This window comes from Streptomyces sp. NPDC047886 (genome assembly GCF_043204435.1).
Classification (GTDB): Bacteria; Actinomycetota; Actinomycetes; order Streptomycetales; family Streptomycetaceae; genus Streptomyces.
This window is the reverse complement of the sequence record NZ_JBIDCF010000009.1, coordinates 32127-52666: the sequence shown is the minus strand read 5'-3', so window position 1 is coordinate 52666 and position 20540 is coordinate 32127. Positions and strand designations below refer to the sequence as shown.

19 protein-coding genes are annotated in these 20540 nt (G+C 73.5%); 6 read left to right on the top strand and 13 right to left on the bottom strand.

Features of this window, described 5'->3' with window-relative positions:
* Complete coding sequence (locus tag ACGF5U_RS25770; protein ID WP_392715365.1) at positions 1-1215, top strand: acyl-CoA dehydrogenase family protein; 1215 nt, start codon at positions 1-3, stop codon at positions 1213-1215.
* A 10-nt stretch (positions 1216-1225) separates the two neighbouring features.
* Here the strand turns inward: ACGF5U_RS25770 and ACGF5U_RS25765 are convergent, their stop codons facing one another.
* Both ACGF5U_RS25765 and ACGF5U_RS25760 read right to left on the bottom strand, forming a co-directional pair.
* Positions 1226-1819: a TetR/AcrR family transcriptional regulator gene (locus ACGF5U_RS25765; RefSeq protein WP_392715366.1), complete on the bottom strand. Its 594-nt coding sequence runs from the start codon at positions 1817-1819 to the stop codon at positions 1226-1228.
* 133 nt (positions 1820-1952) lie between these two features.
* The gene (locus ACGF5U_RS25760; protein ID WP_392715367.1) at positions 1953-2717 is read right to left on the bottom strand and encodes an SDR family oxidoreductase; all 765 of its coding nucleotides are present in this window, start codon (positions 2715-2717) and stop codon (positions 1953-1955) included.
* Positions 2718-2848: 131 nt separating this feature from the next.
* Here ACGF5U_RS25760 and ACGF5U_RS25755 point away from each other — a divergent pair, with 131 nt between their 5' ends.
* Positions 2849-4087 carry an exo-beta-N-acetylmuramidase NamZ domain-containing protein gene (locus ACGF5U_RS25755; RefSeq protein ID WP_392715368.1) on the top strand — a complete coding sequence of 413 codons (1239 nt, stop codon included), beginning with the start codon at positions 2849-2851 and terminating at the stop codon, positions 4085-4087.
* Between the two features lie 52 nt (positions 4088-4139).
* Here the strand turns inward: ACGF5U_RS25755 and ACGF5U_RS25750 are convergent, their stop codons facing one another.
* On the bottom strand, positions 4140-7004 hold the full coding sequence (locus ACGF5U_RS25750) for a penicillin acylase family protein (protein ID WP_392715369.1): 2865 nt from the start codon (positions 7002-7004) through the stop codon (positions 4140-4142).
* A gap of 225 nt (positions 7005-7229) precedes the next feature.
* Here ACGF5U_RS25750 and ACGF5U_RS25745 point away from each other — a divergent pair, with 225 nt between their 5' ends.
* Entirely contained in the window at positions 7230-7862 is a 633-nt protein-coding gene (locus ACGF5U_RS25745; protein ID WP_392715370.1) for a hypothetical protein, read from the top strand.
* A 180-nt stretch (positions 7863-8042) separates the two neighbouring features.
* Positions 8043-9119 (top strand): RNA ligase (ATP), encoded by a 1077-nt coding sequence (locus ACGF5U_RS25740; protein ID WP_392715371.1) that lies wholly within the window; start codon positions 8043-8045, stop codon positions 9117-9119.
* A 16-nt stretch (positions 9120-9135) separates the two neighbouring features.
* On the opposite strand, the gene soxR is transcribed toward ACGF5U_RS25740, so the two are convergent.
* Positions 9136-9630, bottom strand: coding sequence for a redox-sensitive transcriptional activator SoxR (soxR, locus tag ACGF5U_RS25735; protein ID WP_392715372.1), 495 nt, complete (start codon positions 9628-9630; stop codon positions 9136-9138).
* Between the two features lie 101 nt (positions 9631-9731).
* On the opposite strand from soxR, the gene ACGF5U_RS25730 reads away from it, so the two are divergent.
* Positions 9732-10196, top strand: coding sequence for a MaoC family dehydratase (locus ACGF5U_RS25730; RefSeq protein ID WP_392715373.1), 465 nt, complete (start codon positions 9732-9734; stop codon positions 10194-10196).
* Here the strand turns inward: ACGF5U_RS25730 and ACGF5U_RS25725 are convergent.
* The 3 genes from ACGF5U_RS25725 to ACGF5U_RS25715 form a co-directional block, all read right to left on the bottom strand.
* Positions 10187-10813 carry a TetR/AcrR family transcriptional regulator gene (locus tag ACGF5U_RS25725; RefSeq protein ID WP_392715374.1) on the bottom strand — a complete coding sequence of 209 codons (627 nt, stop codon included), beginning with the start codon at positions 10811-10813 and terminating at the stop codon, positions 10187-10189. The genes ACGF5U_RS25730 and ACGF5U_RS25725 overlap by 10 nt on opposite strands.
* A gap of 116 nt (positions 10814-10929) precedes the next feature.
* A complete protein-coding gene (locus tag ACGF5U_RS25720; protein WP_392715375.1) occupies positions 10930-11217 on the bottom strand; it encodes a YiaA/YiaB family inner membrane protein in 288 nt (95 codons plus the stop codon).
* Positions 11218-11381: 164 nt separating this feature from the next.
* Positions 11382-12542: an acyl-CoA dehydrogenase family protein gene (locus ACGF5U_RS25715; protein WP_392715376.1), complete on the bottom strand. Its 1161-nt coding sequence runs from the start codon at positions 12540-12542 to the stop codon at positions 11382-11384.
* 62 nt (positions 12543-12604) lie between these two features.
* Here ACGF5U_RS25715 and ACGF5U_RS25710 point away from each other — a divergent pair, with 62 nt between their 5' ends.
* A complete protein-coding gene (locus tag ACGF5U_RS25710; RefSeq protein WP_392715377.1) occupies positions 12605-13246 on the top strand; it encodes a TetR/AcrR family transcriptional regulator in 642 nt (213 codons plus the stop codon).
* Between the two features lie 70 nt (positions 13247-13316).
* Here ACGF5U_RS25710 and ACGF5U_RS25705 read toward each other — a convergent pair whose 3' ends face one another.
* The 6 genes from ACGF5U_RS25705 to ACGF5U_RS25680 form a co-directional block, all read right to left on the bottom strand.
* Positions 13317-14396: a zinc-binding dehydrogenase gene (locus ACGF5U_RS25705; protein ID WP_392715378.1), complete on the bottom strand. Its 1080-nt coding sequence runs from the start codon at positions 14394-14396 to the stop codon at positions 13317-13319.
* 17 nt (positions 14397-14413) lie between these two features.
* Positions 14414-15805, bottom strand: coding sequence for an aldehyde dehydrogenase family protein (locus ACGF5U_RS25700; protein ID WP_392715379.1), 1392 nt, complete (start codon positions 15803-15805; stop codon positions 14414-14416).
* A 137-nt stretch (positions 15806-15942) separates the two neighbouring features.
* The gene (locus ACGF5U_RS25695; protein WP_392715380.1) at positions 15943-16449 is read right to left on the bottom strand and encodes a DUF3574 domain-containing protein; all 507 of its coding nucleotides are present in this window, start codon (positions 16447-16449) and stop codon (positions 15943-15945) included.
* Positions 16450-16784: 335 nt separating this feature from the next.
* A complete protein-coding gene (locus ACGF5U_RS25690) occupies positions 16785-17582 on the bottom strand; it encodes a class F sortase (RefSeq protein WP_392715381.1) in 798 nt (265 codons plus the stop codon).
* Positions 17569-18150: a hypothetical protein gene (locus ACGF5U_RS25685; RefSeq protein ID WP_392715382.1), complete on the bottom strand. Its 582-nt coding sequence runs from the start codon at positions 18148-18150 to the stop codon at positions 17569-17571. The genes ACGF5U_RS25690 and ACGF5U_RS25685 overlap by 14 nt, the downstream gene beginning before the upstream one ends.
* 111 nt (positions 18151-18261) lie before the next feature.
* Positions 18262-20478, bottom strand: a complete 2217-nt coding sequence (locus tag ACGF5U_RS25680) for a molybdopterin oxidoreductase family protein (RefSeq protein WP_392715383.1) — start codon at positions 20476-20478, stop codon at positions 18262-18264.
* Between the last annotated feature and the right edge of the window lie 62 nt (positions 20479-20540).

Genomic DNA, 20540 nt, shown 5'->3' with positions numbered 1-20540 from the left:
ATGGACTTCGCATTCGACGCGCGCACCGAGGAGCTGCGGGCCCGGCTGCTCGCCTTCATGGACGAGCACGTGTACCCGGCCGAGCCGGTCGCGGAGGAGCAGCGGGCACGGCTCGCCTCGCCGTGGGACACCCCGGCGGTCGTGGAGGAGCTCAAGGCGGAGGCCCGCAGGCAGGGCCTGTGGAACCTCTTCCTGCCGGACGCGGAGTACGGGGCCGGGCTCACCAACCTCCAGTACGCGCCGCTCGCCGAGATCACCGGCCGCTCGCCGCACCTGGCGCCGACCGCGCTGAACTGCGCGGCCCCGGACACCGGCAACATGGAGGTGCTCGCCCAGTTCGGCACCGACGAGCAGCGGAAGCGGTGGCTGGAGCCGCTGCTCGCCGGCGAGATCCGGTCGGCGTTCGCGATGACCGAGCCGGAGGTCGCCTCGTCCGACGCGACGAACATCGAGACCCGCATCGCGAAGGACGGCGACGACTACGTCGTCGACGGCCGCAAGTGGTACATCTCCGGCGCGATGAACCCGGACTGCGAGATCTTCATCGTGATGGGCAAGACCGACCCCGACGGGACGGACATCCGCCGCCAGCAGTCGATGGTCCTCGTCCCCCGCGACACCCCGGGCGTCGAGGTGCGCCGCGCGATGCGGGTGTACGGGTACGAGGACCACTACCACGGCGGTCACGCCGAGATCGTCTTCGACGGCGTCCGCGTCCCCGCCGCGAACCTCATCGGCGAGGAGGGCGGCGGCTTCGCCATCGCCCAGGCCCGGCTCGGCCCCGGCCGCATCCACCACTGCATGCGGCTCATCGGCATGGCTGAGCGGGCGATCGAGCTGATGTGCCGCCGGGCCGTGTCCCGTACGGCCTTCGGCAAGCCCCTGGCCGCCCAGGGGCAGGTCCACGGGTGGATCGCGGACTCCAGGGTGGCCGTCGAGCAGCTGCGGCTGCTGGTGCTGAAGACCGCCTGGCTGATGGACACGGTCGGCAACAAGGGCGCGCACACCGAGATCCAGGCCATCAAGATCGCGACGCCGCGCACGGTCCTGGACGTCATCGACCGTGCGGTGCAGCTGCACGGCGCGGGCGGGGTGAGCCAGGACTTCCCGCTCGCCGACCTGTGGGCGGCCGCGCGGACGCTGCGGATCGCCGACGGTCCCGACGAGGTGCACCAGCGGTCGCTGGCGCGCCGGGAGCTGAGGAAGTACGCCTGACCGGCCGGGCCTACGGCCGCAGCGCCCGCAGCAGGAGGTCGGCGAGGTGGTCGGCGACCTCCTGCGGGGTGAGCGGCCCGTCCGGGCGGTACCAGGTGGACAGGTGGTGGACGGAGCCGAAGTGGTAGTCCACCACCAGGTCCGCCGGCGTGGCGGAGGAGAAGACGCCGCTGCGCTGCCCCTCCTCGATCAGGGCCCGGAACCGCTCGTGGTAGCGGCGCCGCTCGGCCCGCACCTGCCTGTTCTTCTCCGGGCTCAGATGGTGCATGGAGCGGAAGAAGATGGCCGCGTCGTCCAGGTTGTCGATGGTGGTGACGACGACGTCGGCGGCGGCGTCCCTGAGCCGCCGCTCCACCGGGGCGTCGGCCGTGGCGAACGCGTCGAGCCGCTCCTGCTGGAGCCGCAGCACCCGCGCGTACACCTCCTGGAGGAGGTCCTCCTTGGAGCCAAAGTAGTGGTAGAGGGCTCCCTTGGTGACACCGGCCGCCTCGACGATCTCCTGGACGGAGGTGCGGTCGTAGCCCTGTTCGGCGAAGAGCCGGGTGGCGGTGGCCAGCAGCCTCTGTGGGACGGGGGTACCGCTCCCGTCCGTCGTCCTGGCCATGTGCCGCCACCTCTTTCTCGTCCTGGACCGTGTGTCGTCTTCCGGTCGTTGTGCCCGACCGGTCTTTACAGCGTGCGGTACGCCGGGTAACGCGCCGCCCGCCCCGAGATCTTCCCACCTGCCGCCCGGTGGCTCACCGTCCGGTGGCCTCCCACGTCCGCTGGATCCGGTTCATGCCGCCGAGCCAGCGCTCGGGGTCGTCGGCGCGGGCCCGGTAGTACTCGGCGACCTCGGGGTGCGGCAGGATCAGGAACCGGTCGTCGGCGATGCCCGCGAACAGCGCGTCGGCGACGTCCTCGGGCTCGATGGCGGTCGGCGCGAGGACCAGCTCGCCGGCCGTTCCCGCGGCGGTGAGCATGTCCGTACGGACGCCCTGCGGGCAGATGGCGTGGACCTTGACGCCCCGGTGCCGGTAGGTGAGCGACAGCCACTCGGCGAAGGCGTACGCCGCGTGCTTGGTGGCGCTGTAGGGGGCGGCACCGACCATGGTGAGCAGCCCGGCCGCCGAGACGGTGGACACGAACCGGCCGCCGCCGCGCTCCAGCCACTCGGGAAGCAGCGTACGGGCGGCGCGGACGTGCGCCATGACGTTGACATCCCAGGCCGACGCCCACACCCGCTCGTCGGCGAACGCGTCGCCCGGGGACGCGAGTCCGGCGTTGGCGCAGTAGACGTCGACGGTGCCGCCGAGCGCCTCGCGGGCCTCTTCGACGATCGTGGAGGCGTCTCCCGGGACGGCGGTGCCGCCGATCTCGTCGGCGACCGCCTTCGTACGGCCCGGGTCGAGGTCGTTGACGACGACGCGCGCGCCCTCTGCGGCGAACCTGCGCGCGAGCGCGGCTCCGATCCCGCCGCCCGCTCCGGTGACCACCACGCCCGCGCCCCGCACCGTACCCATGAGAACCCCTTCCGTCGGCCCGTCTTCTCTCCGCCGGGCAGACTAACCGGTCGGTATGTAGGGAAGGAAGGGTCCGCGCGTTAGCGTGCGTGGCCATGACAGCACGTGCCGGAACGATCACGGAGGTGTCCATGAACGTGTCCAGACGGGGTCTGCTGGCCGCCGGAGCGGTCGGTGCGGCGGCCGCGGCCGGGGCCGCCGGTACCGCGTCGGCGGCCGGGCGGCGGGTGCGCACCGGCTTCGACCGGCTCGCGGCCGACGGGTACGCCGCACTCGCCGGACAGCGGGTCGGCGTCGTCACGAACCCGACCGGGGTGACGGCGTCGGTACGGCACATCGTGGACGTCATGCACGCCGACGACCGGGTGGACCTGCGCGCGGTGTTCGGCCCCGAGCACGGCTTCCGGGGCACGGCGCAGGCGGGCGGCTCCGAAGGGCGGTACGACGACCCCGCGACGGGTCTGCCGGTCTACGACACGTATCTGAAGAGCGGCCAGGCGCTCGCGGACATCTTCACCGCATCGGGCGTGGACACGGTCGTGTTCGACATCCAGGACGTGGGCGCCCGCTTCTACACCTACATCTGGACCATGTACGACTGCATGGCCGCCGCGGCCCTCGCGGGGAAACGCCTCGTGGTGCTGGACCGGCCGAATCCGCTGGGCGGCCGCGAGGCGCACGGCCCCGTGCTGGACAAGGCGTTCGCGACGTTCGTCGGCCGCGAGCCGATCGCGCAGGCCCACGGCATGACGGTGGCGGAGCTGGCCCGTCTGTTCAACAAGGAGTTCCTCACCCGCCCCGTGGAACTCACGACCGTACGCATGGCAGGCTGGCGCCGCAGGGACTTCTTCGACACCACAGGACTGCCCTGGGTGCCGCCCAGCCCCAACATGCCGACGCCGGACACCGCACTGGTCTACCCGGGCACCTGCCTGTTCGAGGGCACCAACCTGTCGGAGGGGCGGGGCACGACACGCCCGTTCGAGCTGCTGGGCGCCGAGGGGATCGACCGGCGGTGGGCCGAGGCGGCGAACGCGCTGGAGCTGCCCGGCGTACGTTTCCGCGAGGCGTACTTCGCGCCGGCGTTCTCCAAGTTCCAGGGGAAGACGGTCGGCGGTGTGCAGCTCCACGTCCACGACCGGGAGGCGTTCGATCCCGTACGGACCGGCATCGCGCTGCTGGTGACCGCGAAACGCACCTGGAGCGGGTTCGCCTGGCGTCCCGACCACTGGATCGACAAGCTGACCGGCTCGGCCCGGGTCCGCACGCTCGTCGACGCGGGTGCGGACCCGGACGAGGTGGTGGCCGCCTGGCAGCAGGACCTCCGGGCTTTCCGGGCGGTACGGGGGAGGTACCTGCTCTACCGCTGACGGCGGCCCGCCGTCCGGCGCGAGCCACCGCGGCCACCACCGACAGGCGTGCTCACCGATGGGAAGGGAACTCCACGACCTGCTGGTACGTCGGCCGGTTCTGCCAGTGCGCGGCGGGGTGGGTGATTCCGCCGAGCGCCCGGTGGATCAGCGCGTCGGCGCACCACTGGTCACCGGCGGCGCAGCTGTCGTCGCCCGGGTAGACCTCGGTCGCGGGCGACGCGGCCGCCTGGCCGAGTGCGGTGAGCAGGACGGCCCGGCACGCCGCCAGGTCGCCGTCACCGCAGTACGCGCGGGCGGGCGGGTCGGCCACCGGCCGGCCGAGGACCAGGCGCAGGTCCTTGTCGGCGAAGCCCCACCACCCGTACTGGAAGGCGGATCCGCCGTGCGCGCCCGTCGGGCCGTGCTGGGCGCCCGGGGACTCGTCGATGGACAGGCTCGCGGTGAGCGCGGCGTACAGCTCGTCGCCGAGGCCCGGCCGGAACTCGGCCTCGATCAGCCGGGGCCACCACGCGTCCATGATCCGGACGGCGTCGGCGTGGCCGTAGGCGCGTGAGCCGGGGGCGGTCTCCTTGCGCGGCGCCCCGGCGGCGGCCCATGCCTCCAGCCGCTGGATCGCGGTGGTGAGCCGGGGATCGGTGACGGGTGCGCTCCGTACGACCGCGAGGAGCTCCGGCAGCAGCTGCTCGCCGCGCAGATCGGTGACGCCGGCCTCGGCCATGGCCCGGGTCAGGGAGGAGCGTGTCACACCGCCCTGCGCCACCAGCCGCTTCACCCGCTGGTCGAGCAGGTCGCCGCGGTGGACGGAGCCGAAGCCGAACGCGGCCGTGTTGTACCCCTTGGCCTGCCGGTTGTTCCACGAGACGTAGTAGTCCTGGCCGATGGAGCGCGGGTGCCGGTCGAACGGCGTGTAGGCGGCGGTGTTGTGCGCCGGGTCGAAGTCCTGCCACTCGTACGCCGGCTGGGCCGTGACCGGCAGCGCCGGGTCGACGCCGGCCGCGCGCACCGGGTTGAGGCCGCTGTTGTAGTACGCGGTCTCGCGGGCGTCCGCGTAGAACCAGTTGAAGGCGTAGCCGATGTGGTGGACGGCCTGCTGGAAGCTCCGCGCGTCCGTCACGTAGGACGGGTCGTTGAGCATCTGGAAGCCGATGATGGAGTCGGCCTCGTGGCGGTAGGTGGTGCGCAGCGAGGTGTACGCCACGGGTTTGCCGCCGATCGTGGCGCGGTGCGTGACGATGCCGTACGCGGTGCGCCACACCTGCATCCGGTAGGAGCCGGCGGCCGTGGAGTCGGCGACGCTCGGCTTCCAGGCGTTGCGCTTCTCCAGCTTCTCCATCGCGACGCACCGCCCCCGGTGGAGGTAGTGGTGGTCGTCCTGGCACAGCTCGACGGCGTAGGTGTCGGTGATGTCCTGGGCGGCCGACGTGGCGGACCAGGCGAAGTCCTGGCCCCGGCCCATCTGGACGTACATGCCGGCGCCGGCGAAGGACACGCCGCGTGCGGAGATGCCGGGGCCCTGGAGCTCCTGGAGCATCAGCAGCTGGGGGGCGAAGTATCCGGTCTGGGGTCCGAACACGGCGATCGGGTGGCCGCTCGCGGTGTGGGCGCCGGAGACGAGCAGCGCGTTCGACATGCCCTTCTTCGGGTCGAGGGCACCGGGCGGGAGGACTCCGTCGTCGTACATGCCCTGGGCGGGCTTCAGCGGCGCGGGCGCCTTCAGGGGTGCCTTGGTGCCGGTGCCCGCGGAGCCGGTGCGGTCGTACACGAGCTGTTCGGGCCGTACGGATCCGGGGTCGGGCAGGGCGGTGCCGCGCGGGTTCGCGGGCTTCTCGGCGTACGGGAAGGCGGTGCCGTCGTGGACGGTGAGCACGGCCTCGGCGTCGTCGCGCTGCCGGAAGGACTCCCAGACGCGGGTGCCCTCGACGACGCCGTACTTCTGCTGGGCGGCGAGCAGCGAGAGCGCGGCCTGCACCTCGCCGCCGCCTCCGCCGCCGAACTGGCCGCCGACCACCGAGGCGATGGCGATGAGGTCGGTGAGCTTGAACGGCTGGATCTCGCCGACGTTGGTGAGGGAGTCGATGTGGCCGGTGAGGACGTACTCGCCGGGGAAGTACCGGCCGTCCTTGGCCTGCTTGCGGTAGGCGTTGATGCCGTCGACGTACGCCTGGGCGTCGGCCATGGCCTGTTCGCCGCGCGGGCCGGCGCTGCTCCTGATGAAGGCGATCTGCGCCTCGTAGTCGGCCTCCGTGTACGGGGCCTGCGGCCAGAACTGCTGTTCCAGGCCCTGGTTGGCGAGCGCGCCGCCGGCGAACGGCGTCAGGTCGCCGCGGCCGATGTGCCGGAACAGGTCCATCATCCACAGCCGGTCCTGGGCGGCCGCGTAGCCGGCGCCGAACTCGGTGCCGTAGCGGGTGGTGCCCTGGATGTGCGGGACGCCGGTCTTCTTGTCGCGGGTGATGGTGACGTCCGCGCGGGGCCGGGTCACGGACTCGACCTGGTCGGCGGGGACACCGAAGGAGGCGTCGTTGAAGAAGTCGGTCAGTCTGGCGTCGGTCAGGGTGCCGTAACCGCCCACGAGGGCGGTGTAGCGGGCGAGTTGGTCGGAGCTGTGGGCGGGGCGGGTGCCGAGGACCCGGTGGGCGAGGATCTCGGCCAGGGTGGCGTTGCCGTTCTGGCCGGGCGGCAGGATGTCGGCGCACTGTCCCCGGCAGTGGTCGGCGACGGCCGGGGCGGCGGGCTGGGCGGCCGGTCCGGCGGCCAGGGCGGCGTGGACGGCCGGGGGGACGACCGTCGTGGCGGGCTCGGCGGCGGCCGTGGCCGCAGCGGTGAGCGGCGGGGGAACGAGCAGGGCGGCGGCCAGGGCGAGCACCGCGGCGCCGGCGGTCCTGAGTCTTCCGATGGGCTGGCGTCGTCGCATGGGGGGGCTCCTCGGAGAGAGGCGGATGCGCCGGAGGTTACTTGCGGTACGCCTCATCGGTAAGGTGAGCGGCCGTCACCTTTTCGCCAACTCCCCACCTCACGCCACGATCTCCGTCACTTCGTCACCGATGATGGGACCCATCCGTTTTTCGATGGAGCCGGAGAGGGCACTCGTACGTCCCTTCAACGACGCCGAAGTACCAGCGACGGAGGTGGCAGGGCGATGGCCGGTTTCCGAAGTCTCGCAAGACAGGTACGTGACCCGGGGTGCGATCCGGCACTGCGGCGGTACTCGCTGCGCAAGTGCCTGGAGCGGTTCGCCCCTTACGGGCACCGTGCCACCTGGGACCATCTGTGCACCCGGCACAGGTTCGGGCCCGAGGACCGGGACCCCGATCCGGCGCGGCTCGTGGCCGCGCTCGACGAACTGGAGGAGGCACGGGCGGTCTGGCTCGCCTACGAGCACCGGTTCGCGGAACGCCGCAGGCGGGAGAAGCACGACGGGCTGCGTCGGCCGGGCGCGCTGGACGACTGGCACCGGCATACCTGGGGCGGCAACGGTGTCGCCCGCTGCGACGACCCGGCGGTGCATCCGGCGGTGCCGCTCGGCGAGGCGCTGCGGCGGCTGATCGCCGCACTGGAGGCGGCGCCGGGAAGGTGTTGCCCGGTGTGCGCGGGGCACCGGCTGGTGCGGCGGCGGGAGCAGGCCCGCGAGCCGTGGCACGGGCCGGTCTGCGCCGGGTGCGGCGTGGCGGTGCCGCGTCCCGTACTGACGGAGGAGGCCCTGGCGGCGGCCGAGCGCCGGCACGAGCCGCGACGCGGGTCCGAGCGCAGGGAGCTCATGACGGTGCGCTGACGGCGCGGGGGCGGCGGGGGCGCCCTCGCGACACGGCCTCACACGGAGCGTCCTGGCGGTGCCGCGACACCTCGCGGCGGCCGCGACGGGAGACGAGGGCACGGCGAAATCCGCTGGCCAACCGGTTTTCCCGTGGCGAGAGTTGACGGCGATGCGAACCACACCCTGAGGAGCAACGCCATGTCGACGCTGCGCGTCACCGCGGAACTGCTGACCGTCCACGAGCACCCGAACGCCGACGCCCTGGAACTGGCCCAGGTGGGCCTGTACCGCGCCGTCGTCGCGAAGGGCGCCTACCGCAGTGGCGACGCCGCCGTCTACATCCCGGAGCAGTCCGTGCTGCCGGCCGCGCTGATCGAGGAGCTGGGCCTGACGGGCCGGCTCAGCGGGAAGGCCGCGAACCGGGTCAAGGCCGTACGCCTGCGGGGCGAGCTGTCGCAGGGCATCGTGTGCCGGCCCCGGGCGCTGGACGGCGTCGATCTGGCGCGGGCGGCGGCCGAGGGGACCGACTTCGCGGAGCCGCTGGGCATCACCAAGTGGGTGCCGCCGGTGCCGACCACGATGAACGGCGAGGTCGAGGCGGCCCCGGAGCTGCTGCCCTGGGTGGACATCGAGAACCTCCAGCGGTATCCGGACGTCTTCGAGCCGGGCGAGCCGGTCGTCCTGACGGAGAAGGTGCACGGCACGGCCTGCCTGCTGACGTACCGCGCCGGCGGCGAGCTGGTGCACGTCACGTCGAAGGGCTTCGGCGCGAAGAGCCTCGCGCTGGTGGAGGACCCGCGGAACCTGTACTGGCGGGCGGTCCGCGGGTACGACGTGCCCGGCGTCGCGGCGCGCGTCGCCGCGCTGCTGGGCGCCACCCGGGTCGGTGTCTTCGGCGAGGTGTACGGGGCCGGCGTGCAGGACCTCGGCTACGGCGCCGACGGGCGCGGCGGCGGCATCGGGTACGCGGTGTTCGACGTGTCGGCCGAGATCGACGGCCGGGTGGTCTGGCTGGACCAGGACCGGCTGGCCGAACTGCTGGAGGACGAACTGCCCCTCGTACCACGGCTGTACGCCGGGCCGTACGACCAGGCGAAGGTGCTGGAGCTGGCGACGGGCCGGGAGACGGTCTCGGGGCGGGACCTGCACCTGCGCGAGGGCGTGGTGGTCCGCCCGGCCATCGAGCGGTACAGCCCGGTGGTGGGCGGACGCGCCATCGCGAAGGCGGTGAGTCCGGCGTACCTGACCCGCAAGAACGGCACCGAGTACGAGTAGGGCCCCCGCCGGCCGCTCAGCGGGACCGCCGCCGGGCGGGCGCCGGCTGTTGTCCCCGGCCTTCGGGCAGCAGTCGCGAGCCGGTCATGGCCTCGCCGAAGACGTCGTCGGGGTTGGACAGCACACAGGTCTCCAGCGACAGGCAGCCGCAGCCGATGCAGTCGGTGAGGTGGTCGCGCAGCCGGCCGAGCTGCTGGATGCGCTCGTCCAGTTCCGAGCGCCAGGTCTCGGAGAGCCGCGCCCAGTCCTCGCGGGTGGGGGTGCGTTCCTCCGGCAGCTCGGCGAGGGCGTTCCGGATCGTGGCGAGGGGGATGCCGACGCGCTGGGCCGCGCGCACGAACGCGACGCGGCGCAGCGCGTCCCTGCTGTAGCGGCGCTGGTTGCCGCTGGTGCGGCGGCTGCTGATGAGGCCCTTGGACTCGTAGAAGCGCAGGGCCGACACGGCCGCGCCGCTGCGCGCGGAGAGCTGGCCGACCGTGAGCTCGTGGATCTTCTCTGGAATCTGCGGCACCCCTCGAACCCTACTGGTCCGTTGACAGGGAAAGCCCGCGCAATCATGCTGAGCAAGCGCTTGGAAAGTACCTGGGTGCGTCGGAGCGACAGGGAGCAGGGATGGCAGAGCCGAGGATCTTCACGTCTGCGGAGGAGCTGCGTGCCGGGGTCGGCGAGCAGCTCGGTCACAGCGACTGGCTGGAGGTCGACCAGAAGCGGATCGACCTCTTCGCCGACGCCACCGGCGACCATCAGTGGATCCATGTGGATCCGGAGCGGGCGGCGGCGGGACCCTTCGGGACGACGATCGCGCACGGCTATCTGACGCTGTCGCTGCTCCCCCTCCTCGTCCCGCAGATCCTGCGGGTCGAGGGCATGAGGATGGGCGTCAACTACGGGACGAACAAGGTCCGCTTCCCCGCGCCCGTGCCGGTGGGCTCGCGGCTGCGGGCGACCGCCGTGCTGAAGGATGTCGCGGACGCGGGTGGCGGCGGTGTGCAGGTGACCGCCGTGGTGACCGTGGAGCGCGAGGGCGGCGACAAGCCCGTGTGCGTCGCCGAGTCGCTGTCCCGCTACTACTTCTGAGCGCTCACCATGCGCAGGACGAGGTCGGCGTAGAGGTCGCCGACCTCGTCGGGCGTCCGGCGCCCCTGGGCGTTGAACCAGCGGGCCACGTCGATGCAGAGCGAGAGCACGGCGAGTGTGGTGCCGGGCACGTCGGGGACGTCGAACTCGCCGGCCTCGACGCCTTCGTTGATGATGCGGCGCACCACCGCGTCGGTCCTGCGGCGCAGGGCGACGATCTCGGCGCGGTGATCGGGGCCGAGCGCGTCCAGCTCGTACTGGACGACCCGCGCGGTGGTGTGCCGCTCGGCGTGCCAGCGGACGAAGGAGCGTACGGCCTCGGCGAGCCGCTCGGCGGCGGTGCCGGGGCGGTCCGCCGCCGCCTCCAGGATGTCCAGGGCCCTGTCGTGGCCGATCCGGCTGATCCGGTGGAGCAGCTCTTCCTTGGTCTTGTAGTGGATGTAGAGCGCGGCGGGGCTCATACCGGCCCGGCCCGCGATGTCGCGGGTGGTGGTGGCGTGGTAGCCCCGCTCGGCGAACGCCTCGACGGCGGCGACGAGCAGCCGCCTGGCCGCCTCAGGGGTGACCTCGTCCCACGGCGTGCCCTCGCCGCCGGCCGTCTCCTCCGCCGTGCTCATCGTTCGCCCCTTCCGCGCATCAGGACGAACACCATACCCCGAAGGTGAGCAAGCGCTTAGCGCCGTGCGGGCCGACCGGTCCCGTCTTTCGGCCCCGCCCCCCTTCCGGTCGGCCCTCAGAGCTTCTGGAACGGGTCGTGCTCGGCGAGGAGCTTCTCCAGCCGCGCCTGGTCGACCCGGCTCACGATCTGCCCCGCCTCCTGCCGGTCGCGGACCACCTTGGCCAGGGTGAAGGCGGAGGTCGTGAGGTAGAGGACGGCGATGCCCAGGAAGGCCCGCACCCATACGTCGGCCTCCAGGTTGGCGATGCCGAGCGCCACGGCGCCCAGGGCGACACCGAAGGAGGCGACGGCCTGACCGTAGTAGGCCGCCGTGTTCTGCTGCTTGACCGGTGTGTCACTCATGGGCAACAGCCTGCGCCACCCCGGCGCGGAGCGCCTCCGTCGCCGTACTCAGTCGGGGTACTCAGCCGCTGCGCCGGGGATGGCCGGAACCCGGAGACGCCGGTCGGGGCGGGGGTGCCGGTCAGGGCGCGAAGACAGCGGGTCAGGGCGGGGAGAGACGGCGGTCAGAACGCGGAGACCCCGGTCAGGGCGCGGCCGATGATCAGTTTCTGGATCTGGCTCGTGCCCTCGTACAGCGTCATCACACGGGCGTCGCGCACCAGCTTGCCGACCGGGTACTCGTCGATGTAGCCGTAACCGCCGAAGACCTGGAGGGCGTTGTTGGCCGCGCGGACGGCGGCCTCCGAGGCGAACAGCTTGGCCTGCGACGCCGCGGTGGCGAACTCCTCCCCCCGGTCCACCAGGTCGGCGACCCGCCAGGTCAGCATCCGGGCCGCCGCCACGTCGACGGAGATGTCGCTGATCAGCTCCTGCACCAGCTGGTACGCGGCGATCGGCCTGCCGAACTGCTCGCGCTCGCCCGCGTAGCCGACGGCGGCGTCCAGGGCCGCCTGCGCGATGCCCACGCAACCCGCCGCGACCGACATGCGGCCCTTGGCGAGCGCGGACATGGCGATGGAGAAGCCCTTGCCCCGCGGGCCCATCAGGGCGTCCGCCGGGACCCGGACGTCCTGGAGGACCAGCTCGGCGGTGGCCTGGCCGCGCAGCCCGAGCTTGCCGTGCACGGTCCGGCGGGTGAGGCCTGGCGTGTCGGTCGGGACGAGGAAGGCGGAGACGCCCCGGTGGCCCGGGGTGTCGTCGGTGCGGGCGAAGAGGAGCGCGACATCGGCCCAGGTGCCGTTGGTGATGAACATCTTGGAGCCGTTCAGCACCCAGTCGCCGCCGGGACCGCCGTCGCGTACGGCGCGGGTGGCGAGGTTGCCGGCGTCGGAACCGGTGCCGGGTTCGGTGAGGCCGAAGCAGCCGAGCAGCTCCCCCGAGGTGAGACCCGGCAGCCAGCGCCGCTTCTGGTCCTCGTCGCCCCAGGCCGCGATGGTCTTGGCGACCAGCCCGAGCGAGACGGACACGATGCCGCGCACGGAGGAGTCGCCGCGCCCGAGCTCCTCGGTCACCAGGCAGTACGCGAGGTGGTCGCCGCCCGATCCGCCGTACTCCTCGGGGACGGTGAGGCCGAGGAAGCCGAGCGCGCCGAGCTTCGCGACGATCCCCCGGTCGACGTTCTCGGCCCGGTCCCAGGCTGCGGCGTACGGGGCGACCTCGCGCCGTACGAAGTCCTCGGCGAGCCGACGGACGGCCGCCTGCTCCTCGCTGAGCTCCAGGTCCATCCCCGGACCCCCCTTTAACTATCAGCGCTAGTTTCTGCTGGGCAGGCCCTACTATGTGCCGCATGGCCAGACCGCGCAAGCCCCTGCTCAGCCGAGACCGCATCGTCGCCGCGGCGGCCGCGCTCGTGGACGCCGAGGGGCTCGCCGCCGTCTCCACCCGCCGCCTCGCCACCGAACTGGGCGTCAGCGGGCCCTCGCTCTACAACCACTTCCGCACCAAGGACGAGATCCTGGACGCGGTCGCCGACCGGGTCAGCGCACAGGTCGACCTGTCGATGTTCGCCGAGGACGACGACCGGGACTGGCGCACCGCGCTCCACGACTGGGCCGTCTCCTACCGCGCCGCCCTCACCGACCACCCGAACATCGTCCCGGTGCTCGCCCGCGGCCCCGGCCGCCGCCCGGCCGGGCTCCGGGTGGCCGACGCGGTGTTCGGCGCGATGGTCCGGGCGGGCTGGCCGCCGGCGCAGGCCACCCACATCGGCGCGCTCATGCGGTACTTCATCACGGGCTCGGCGCTCGGCTCGTTCGCGCGCGGCTTCGTGGACGACGAGGCCGCGTACGACCCGGCCGACTACCCGCACCTCGGCCAGGCCCACCTCCTCGCGGAACACCGCGAGAAGGTGGACGAGGGCGCCTTCGAGACGGGCCTGCGCGCCCTGCTGGACGGACTCGCCGTGCAGTACGCGGCCTGCGGACGCTGACCGCCCGCCCCGTACGCCGACACCGACGCAGGCGCAGGCGCAGGCGCTCAGCGGTCGGACTCCGTGGGGGTCAGAAGACGACCAGTGCCCGGCCTCCCCGGCCCGCGCGCATGTTGGCGAACGCCGCCGGGATGTCGTCCAGGCCGATGCGGTCGGTCACCAGGGCGCTCAGGTCCAGGCGGCCCGCGCGGATGTGCCCGGCGAGCACCGGCAGGTCCTCGGCCGGGTCGGAGTTGCCGTAGACGCAGCCGGAGAGCGTACGGCCCCAGTGGAAGATCTCCAGGGCGTTGAACGACACCTGCTGGTCCTTGCCGCCGATGCCGACGACCGTGGTGCGGCCGCCGCGCCGCGTGGAGTCCCACGCGGCACGGATGGTGGCGGCGCGCCCGACGCACTCGACGGCCACGTCGGCGCCCCGGCCTCCGGTGAGCCTGCGGACCTCCTTGGCGGTGGCGTCGGAGGCGACGACGTACTCGGTGGCGCCCGCCGCCCGCGCCAGCGCCTCCTTCTCGGGCGAGACGTCGACCGCGACGATCGTGCCCGCGCCCGCGATACGGGCCGCCTGGAGGGTGGCCAGGCCGACCCCGCCCACGCCGAACACCACCACGGACTCGCCCTCGCGGACGCGGGCCGAGTGGTGGACGGCGCCGTAGCCGGTGAGGACGGCGCAGCCGAGCAGCGCGGCGTCGGTGAGCGGGACTCCGTCGGGGACGGGCAGCACGCAGTTCGCGGCGACGACGGTCTCCTCGGCGAACGCGCCGACGTTCAGGCCGGGGTGGAGCTCGATGCCGTCCTCGGTGACGGCGTGGATGTTCCCCGCCCCCGTGAGGGCGTCGACGCAGAGCCACACCTCGCCGATGGCGCAGTGGTGGCAGGCTCCGCAGGAGGGAGCCCAGTTGAGGACGACACCGTCGCCGGGGGCGACGTGGGTGACGCCCTCGCCGACGGCGACGACGGTGCCGGCGCCCTCGTGGCCGAGCACGGCGGGGACGGGCACCCGCATGGTGCCGTCCGAGAGGGACAGATCGGAGTGGCAGACCCCGGCGGCGGCGAGCCGGACCCGCACCTGGCCGGGGCCGGGGTCGGGGAGCTCTATTCCGGTGGTCTCCAGCGGAGACCCGACGGCGGACAGGACGGCGGCACGGACCACGATCGGCTTCTCCCGGCTCAGAACTGGAGGGACTTGGTCTGGAGGTACTCGGCGAGGCCGTGGGCGCCCAGCTCGCGGCCGACGCCCGACTGCTTGTAGCCGCCGAACGGGGCGAGCGGGTTGAACCGGCCGCCGTTGACGTCGACCTGGCCGGCCTCCATCCGGCGGGCGAAGGCGACGGCGGCCTCCGGCTCGCCCCATACGGCGCCCGCGAGCCCGTAGACGGTGCCGTTGGCGATCCGCAGCGCGTCGTCCTCGTCCTCGTACTTCAGGATCGCGACGACCGGGCCGAAGATCTCCTCCTGGGCGACGGTCATCTCCGGCGTGACGTCGGCGAAGACGGTCGGGCTGACGTAGTAGCCCCGGTCCAGGGGCGCTTCGGGGCCCCCGGCGACGACCCGGGCGCCTTCGGCGATGCCCTTCTCGATGTAGCCGACGACGCGGTCGCGCTGCTGAGCGCTGACCATCGGGCCGATGCGGTCCCCCGGCGTGTACGCGGCCACGGCCTCGGCGGCGAGCGCGACGGCCTCGTCGTACTGGTCCTTGTGGACCAGGACCCGGCTCAGGGCGCTGCACCGCTGGCCGGCGTTGGAGAGGGCGTTGGCGAGGCCGGAGGTGATGGCCGGGGCCAGGTCGGCGCCGGGCAGCACGACGTTGGCGGACTTGCCGCCGAGTTCCAGGGCGACCCGCTTGACGGCGGCGCCCGCCGCCGCGCCGATCCGCCTGCCGACGGCGGTGGAACCGGTGAAGGACAGCAGGTCGACGCCCTCGTGCTCGACCAGGGCCTGGCCCGCGACCGGGCCGAGGCCGGTGACCAGGTTGAACACCCCGGCGGGGAAGCCCGCCTCGTGCACGGTCTCGGCGAAGAGCTGGGCGGTCAGCGGGGTGTCCTCGGCGGGCTTGAGGACGACGGTGCAGCCTGCGGCGAGCGCCGGGGCGACCTTGGCGACGATCTGGTGCAGCGGGTAGTTCCAGGGCGTGATGGCGCCCACCACACCGACCGGTTCGAGGAGGACGGTGGAGTTGCCGACCTTCTCCTCGAAGGGGTACGTCTCCGTGAGTTCGGCGTACGAGCCCGCGATCATGATCGGCAGTCCGGTGTGCACGGCCTGCGCGAGCTTCGGCGGGGCGCCCAGCTCGGCGGTGACCGTCTCGGCGATCTCGTCCTTCCGCGCGGCCATGGCGTCGCGGAGGGCGGCGAGCCGTGCGGCGCGCTCGGCGGGCGGCGTCGCGGCCCAGCCGGGGAAGGCGGCGCGTGCGGCGCGTACGGCGGCGTCCACGTCGGCGGCGGTACCCGCCGGGACGTGGGCGATGACCTGCTCGTCCACCGGGTTCACCACGGGAACGGTGCCGTCGCCCGCTGCGGGGCGCCATGCGCCGCCGATGTACATCGCGTCCTGGGCCTTCATCCGCTTCTCCTTCGGCACTGGCTCGGTCGACCGCCCCAAACTAGCGGCGATAGTTTTCCGGCGCCAGAGGTTCCGGTGCGGTGTGACGGAGCACCCGCGCGCGGGGCGCCGCGCCCGATCCTGCCATCCGCCCGGAATCAGAAGTCGACCCGGACCCGGTTGTCGACGCGGCCCACGGACTCCTGGCCGAAGGAGCTGCGGTACGCCTCGCGGATCCGCTCGATCTTCGGGCCGGCCGGCCCCGCGTCGGCCGTCGGGTACAGCAGGATCAGCTCGTACGAGCGCTCCCGGACGATCCGCCCGGCCGCGTCGCGCCACTGGCCCCGCCCCTCCTGGACGGTGAGCCCGGCCGGGAACTGGGGGGTGACCTCACGGTCGACGAACGCCGTGAACTCCGTGTCGGTGACAGCGGGGCCGCCGTCAGAGCGTTCGGTACCGAAGAGCAGCCGGGTCTCCAGGAACGGCTCGCTCTCCGCCCCCGAGCCGACCGCCGGTGCGGCCACCGTGCCGGTGGAGTCGCCGAGCGTGGCGTACGCGGCGGGCGCGCCGAGCGCGACGAGCGCGGCGGCCGCCGCGACGGAGAGGCGCGCCCGGGTGGTCAGGGCGCGGATCGGCGCGCGTCGGATCGGTGCGAGGCTCGGCATACGCGGATCTCCTCCGGAGGCGGGGGCGGTCTGGGGTCTGCGGTCTCTCGTCTGCGGCCTGCGGTCTCTGGCCTGCGGCCTGCGGTCTGCTGCCTGCGGTGTGCGGCCTGCGGTCTGCGCTGTGCGGCCTGCGGCCCGCGCTGTGCGGGAGGCCCCGGCCACGCGGGACCACCCGGGCGCCCGACACTCTGGCAGCCGGACGGCGCGCGGCGGCCGGGAACACCGTTTCCGGCCATGCGGATGACCGGCGGGCCCGCACCGCTCGGCACGGGCCCGCCGGTTCACGCGTGGCGGGACGCCCCCGCGCCCCACCGCTCCCTACGGGCCACACCGGATCACACCGCCGTGGCGACGTCCGTGAGATGGGCGAAGACGACGATGTTGGAGGCGTAACCCGTTCTGGGGCTGAACTCTCCGCCGCAGGTGAGCAGCCGCAGTTCGGGGCGGCCTCTCGGGCCGTACACCTCCTCGTCCGGGAACTCGTCCTTCTCGTACGTCCGCACCCGGTCGACCGTGAAGACGGCGGTGAGGCCGTCCGCGCGCGCGACCCGGACGGTGTTGCCCCGCTTGAGGGAGGTGAGGTCGAGGAAGACGGCCGGTCCCCTGCGGGTGTCCCGGTGGCCGACGACGACGGCGGTGCCGTTCTCGCCGGGCGCGGGGCCGTCCTCGTACCAGCCGGCCAGCTTGGGGTTGTCGACCGGTGGCGAGAGGAGCCGCCCGGCCCGGTCGAGGCCCAGACCCATGAGCGGGGCCTCGACGGTGATCGCCGGGATGGCGATGCTCCTGGCCGGTGACGCCGGGAGCGGCGCCGGCGGCGGCTTGGGCCGGGCCGCGCGGCGGCGCTCGGGCGCGGCGCGGGGCGAGGGCGGCGCCGACGGGGGCGTGGCCCGGGGGCCGGGCCCGCCTTCCGCGTCCTGCCGCGCCGCCGGGGCACTCGCGGCGGGGGCGGGCCCGGACGGCTTGCCGTCCTGGGCCCACCAGATACCGCCCGCCGTCAGCGCCACGGCCACCAGCAGGGTCCTGGTGAGCCGCAGGAGGCGCCGCTGCCTGCGGGTGAACAGGGCGTACGGCGAGTAGCGCGGGTGCCCTGAGTACGGCGCGTGGCCGGGGTTGCCCGCCTTACGCCGCGCCATCGGCGCGACGGCGACGGCGGACGAGGATCAGTCCGGCCGTCCCCGCCAGGCCCGCCGCGAGCGCCGCGCCGACGCCGAACGCGGAGCTTCCGCCGCCGGCCGTGTCGGCCATGCCGCCACCGCCCGCGCCGACACCGCCGCGCGGGGGCTTGCCGTTGCCGTTGCCGTTGGCGCAGTCGACCTGGAAGACCTTCATCTTGCCCGCGCCCGACGCGCCCGCGAAGGTCCACGTCAGCTTGTACATCCCGTTGGGGAGCGTCTGCGGGCCGGTGTGGCCGGTTCCGTCGGTGAGGGTGATGTTGCCGGAGAGGGTCTGGCCCGGTCCCGCGGGCTGCGGCTCGATCTTCCAGGTGACCTGCTGGAGCGTGTCGAAGTTGAAGGCGGCGAGGTAGAACTTGCACACCTTCGGCTCGTTGACCGGGTTGGTCGGCGAGGTTTCGAGGCTGTGGATCTTGACGTCTCCGTTGTCGCCCGGCGCGGCCACCGCCGCGGGCGCGCCGGCGACGGCGACACCGCTGAGGGCGAGCGCGGCGACCGCGGCGCGCAGGAGTGGTCGGACAGCAGTCATGGGGGGTTCCTCCGTGAGGATGTCGGATGGCTAACCGATAATCTGACTATCGGTCACCCCATCGACACGAAGAGTGCGCGCAACGCCGTGCCGGCTCTCCGAATCCCCCGGTCAGCCCAGCGCCGACACCTCCACGGGGAAGCCGTTCAGTACCGCCGTGCCCGACAGCGGGTCCAGCAGCGTCCCGTCCAGCAGCTGGTTGACGTTGACACCCGGCCCCGCGGCGGCCACCGCCATGCGTGTGCCGGGCCGGTCGTGCCCCCAGCCGTGCGGCAGGCTGACCACGCCGGGGCGCACCGTGTCGGTGACCTCGACCGGAACCCGCAGCTCGCCGCCCTCCCCCTTGACGCGTGCCGGAGCGCCGTCGGCCAGCCCGAGCCTGGCCGCGTCCTCGGGGTGGACCTGGAGCGTGCAGGTGTTGGTTCCGCCGCGCAGCGCGGGGATGTTGTGCAGCCAGCTGTTGTTGGACCGCAGGTGCCGACGGCCGACGAGGACGAGCGGCGCGGCCGGTCCCGCCAGGGCGCGGCGCAGCCGGGGCAGGTCGTCGGCGATGGGCGCGGGCAGCAGTTCGACGCGTCCGCTGCGGGTCTTGAGCAGCCCGGGGATGCGGGGCCCCAGCGGCCCGAGGTCGATTCCGTGCGGCCGGGCGCGCAGCTCGTCGAGGGTGAGGCCGTACGGGCCGAGGCGCAGCATCAGGTCCAGGCGCCGCTCGGCTCCGCTGGCCCCGGTGAGCCGGGCCGCGTACTCCTTCGGGTCCTGGCCGTGGGCGGGCGAGTGGGGCTGGGCGACGGCCTTGGCGAGGGCGGCGTCGATCGCCATGGCGTCGACGGCCTCGGGGCCCGCGGTGCCGTGGAGCCCCGTCGCGGCGAGGACGAGCCGGGCGTGGATCTCGCACTCGTCCATGCGCCCCTCCTCCAGGGGGAGGGCGGCGGGGGTGTAGCGGACCTGGTTGCGGACGGCGAAGTTGTTGAACGCGAAGTCGAAGTGTGCGCTCTGAGTAGGCGGCGGCGGGGGCAGGATCACATCGGCGTGGCGCGTGGTCTCGTTGAGGTACGGGTCGACGGCGACCATGAAGTCCAGGTCGCGGCTCAGTGCGCGGTCGAGGCGGTCGCCGTCCGGGGCGGACAGCACCGGGTTGGCGGCGATGGTGACGAGCGCCCGGATCCGGCCGTCGCCCGGGGTGTCGATCTCCTCCGCGAGCGCGGCGAGCGGCAGTTCGCCCTTGGCCTCGGGGTGCCCGGAGACGCGGCTCGTCCAGCGGCCGAGCGCGAAACCCCGGCCGGGCCCGGCCGGGCGGGGCGCGGGGGCGGTGGCGGCGAGCGGGAAGAGGGCGCCGCCGGGCCGGTCGAGGTTGCCGGTGAGCACGTTGAGGACGTCGACCAGCCAGTTGGTGACGGTGCCGTGGGCGACGGCACTGCCGCCGATGCGCCCGTACACGGCGGCGGCCGGAGCCGCGGCGAGCTCGCGGGCGATGGCGCGGATGGTGTCGGCGTCCACGTCGCACGCGCCGGCGACCGCCTCGGGGGTGAAGTCCCGGAGGGCGTCGGCCAGGTCGTCGACGCCCTCGACATGGCCGTCGAGCGCCCCGAGACCGGTGAGCCCCTCCGCGAACAGGACCTGCGCGAGCGCGGCGAGCAGCAGGGCGTCCGTGCCGGGCCGGATGGCCACGTGCCGGTCGGCGAGGCGGGCGGTGCGGGTGCGGCGCGGGTCGACCACGGTGAGCGTGCCCCCGCGTGCGCGCAGCGCCTTGAGCCTGCCGGGGAAGTCGGGGGCTGTGCACAGGCTGCCGTTGGAGTCGAGGGGGTTGGCGCCGAGCATCAGCAGATGGCCGGTGCGGTCCAGGTCGGGTACGGGGATGGCGTGGGGGTCGCCGAAGAGGAGCCCGCAGGAGACGTGCTTGGGCATCTGGTCGACGGTGGAGGCGGTGAACAGGCTACGGGTGCCCAGCGCGCCGAGCAGCAGGGGCGGGTAGAGGGCGCCGGCCATGGTGTGGACGTTGGGGTTGCCGAGGACGACGCCGACGGTGTGCGGTCCGTGTTCGGCGGCGAGCGGGGGCAGCCTGCGGGCGATCAGGTCGAACGCCTCGTCCCAGCCGGCCTCCCTGAGGGTGCCGTTCTCCCGTATCAGCGGGGTGCGCAGGCGGTCCGGGTCGGCGTCGACCTCGCCGAAGGAGGCGCCCTTGGGGCAGATGAACCCCCGACTGAAGATGTCGTCGCGGTCGCCCCTGGCGCGGGTGACGCGGGGCCCGGCGCCGGTGTCCTCGATGGTCAGGGTGAGTCCGCAGGTGGCTTCGCAGAGCGGGCAGATGCGCGGTGCGGTGGCGGTCATGGGGTCTCCCCGGGGAGCGGCGACGGCGGGTGGCGGCGGGCGACGCGCGTCGGGCGAGGGCG

What these genes read in the sequence shown, in the direction of transcription:
- ACGF5U_RS25730 (WP_392715373.1), top strand. Translation starts at nt 9,732, where the DNA reads ATGGCAGAGCCGAGGATCTTCACGTCTGCGGAGGAGCTGCGTGCCGGG.
- ACGF5U_RS25745 (WP_392715370.1), top strand. Translation starts at nt 7,230, where the DNA reads ATGGCCGGTTTCCGAAGTCTCGCAAGACAGGTACGTGACCCGGGGTGC.
- ACGF5U_RS25685 (WP_392715382.1), bottom strand. Translation starts at nt 18,150, where the DNA reads ATGACTGCTGTCCGACCACTCCTGCGCGCCGCGGTCGCCGCGCTCGCC.
- ACGF5U_RS25700 (WP_392715379.1), bottom strand. Translation starts at nt 15,805, where the DNA reads ATGAAGGCCCAGGACGCGATGTACATCGGCGGCGCATGGCGCCCCGCA.
- ACGF5U_RS25695 (WP_392715380.1), bottom strand. Translation starts at nt 16,449, where the DNA reads ATGCCGAGCCTCGCACCGATCCGACGCGCGCCGATCCGCGCCCTGACC.
- ACGF5U_RS25750 (WP_392715369.1), bottom strand. Translation starts at nt 7,004, where the DNA reads ATGCGACGACGCCAGCCCATCGGAAGACTCAGGACCGCCGGCGCCGCG.
- ACGF5U_RS25740 (WP_392715371.1), top strand. Translation starts at nt 8,043, where the DNA reads ATGTCGACGCTGCGCGTCACCGCGGAACTGCTGACCGTCCACGAGCAC.
- ACGF5U_RS25760 (WP_392715367.1), bottom strand. Translation starts at nt 2,717, where the DNA reads ATGGGTACGGTGCGGGGCGCGGGCGTGGTGGTCACCGGAGCGGGCGGC.
- ACGF5U_RS25770 (WP_392715365.1), top strand. Translation starts at nt 1, where the DNA reads ATGGACTTCGCATTCGACGCGCGCACCGAGGAGCTGCGGGCCCGGCTG.
- ACGF5U_RS25725 (WP_392715374.1), bottom strand. Translation starts at nt 10,813, where the DNA reads ATGAGCACGGCGGAGGAGACGGCCGGCGGCGAGGGCACGCCGTGGGAC.
- ACGF5U_RS25765 (WP_392715366.1), bottom strand. Translation starts at nt 1,819, where the DNA reads ATGGCCAGGACGACGGACGGGAGCGGTACCCCCGTCCCACAGAGGCTG.
- ACGF5U_RS25715 (WP_392715376.1), bottom strand. Translation starts at nt 12,542, where the DNA reads ATGGACCTGGAGCTCAGCGAGGAGCAGGCGGCCGTCCGTCGGCTCGCC.
- ACGF5U_RS25720 (WP_392715375.1), bottom strand. Translation starts at nt 11,217, where the DNA reads ATGAGTGACACACCGGTCAAGCAGCAGAACACGGCGGCCTACTACGGT.
- ACGF5U_RS25755 (WP_392715368.1), top strand. Translation starts at nt 2,849, where the DNA reads ATGAACGTGTCCAGACGGGGTCTGCTGGCCGCCGGAGCGGTCGGTGCG.
- ACGF5U_RS25680 (WP_392715383.1), bottom strand. Translation starts at nt 20,478, where the DNA reads ATGACCGCCACCGCACCGCGCATCTGCCCGCTCTGCGAAGCCACCTGC.
- ACGF5U_RS25710 (WP_392715377.1), top strand. Translation starts at nt 12,605, where the DNA reads ATGGCCAGACCGCGCAAGCCCCTGCTCAGCCGAGACCGCATCGTCGCC.
- ACGF5U_RS25690 (WP_392715381.1), bottom strand. Translation starts at nt 17,582, where the DNA reads ATGGCGCGGCGTAAGGCGGGCAACCCCGGCCACGCGCCGTACTCAGGG.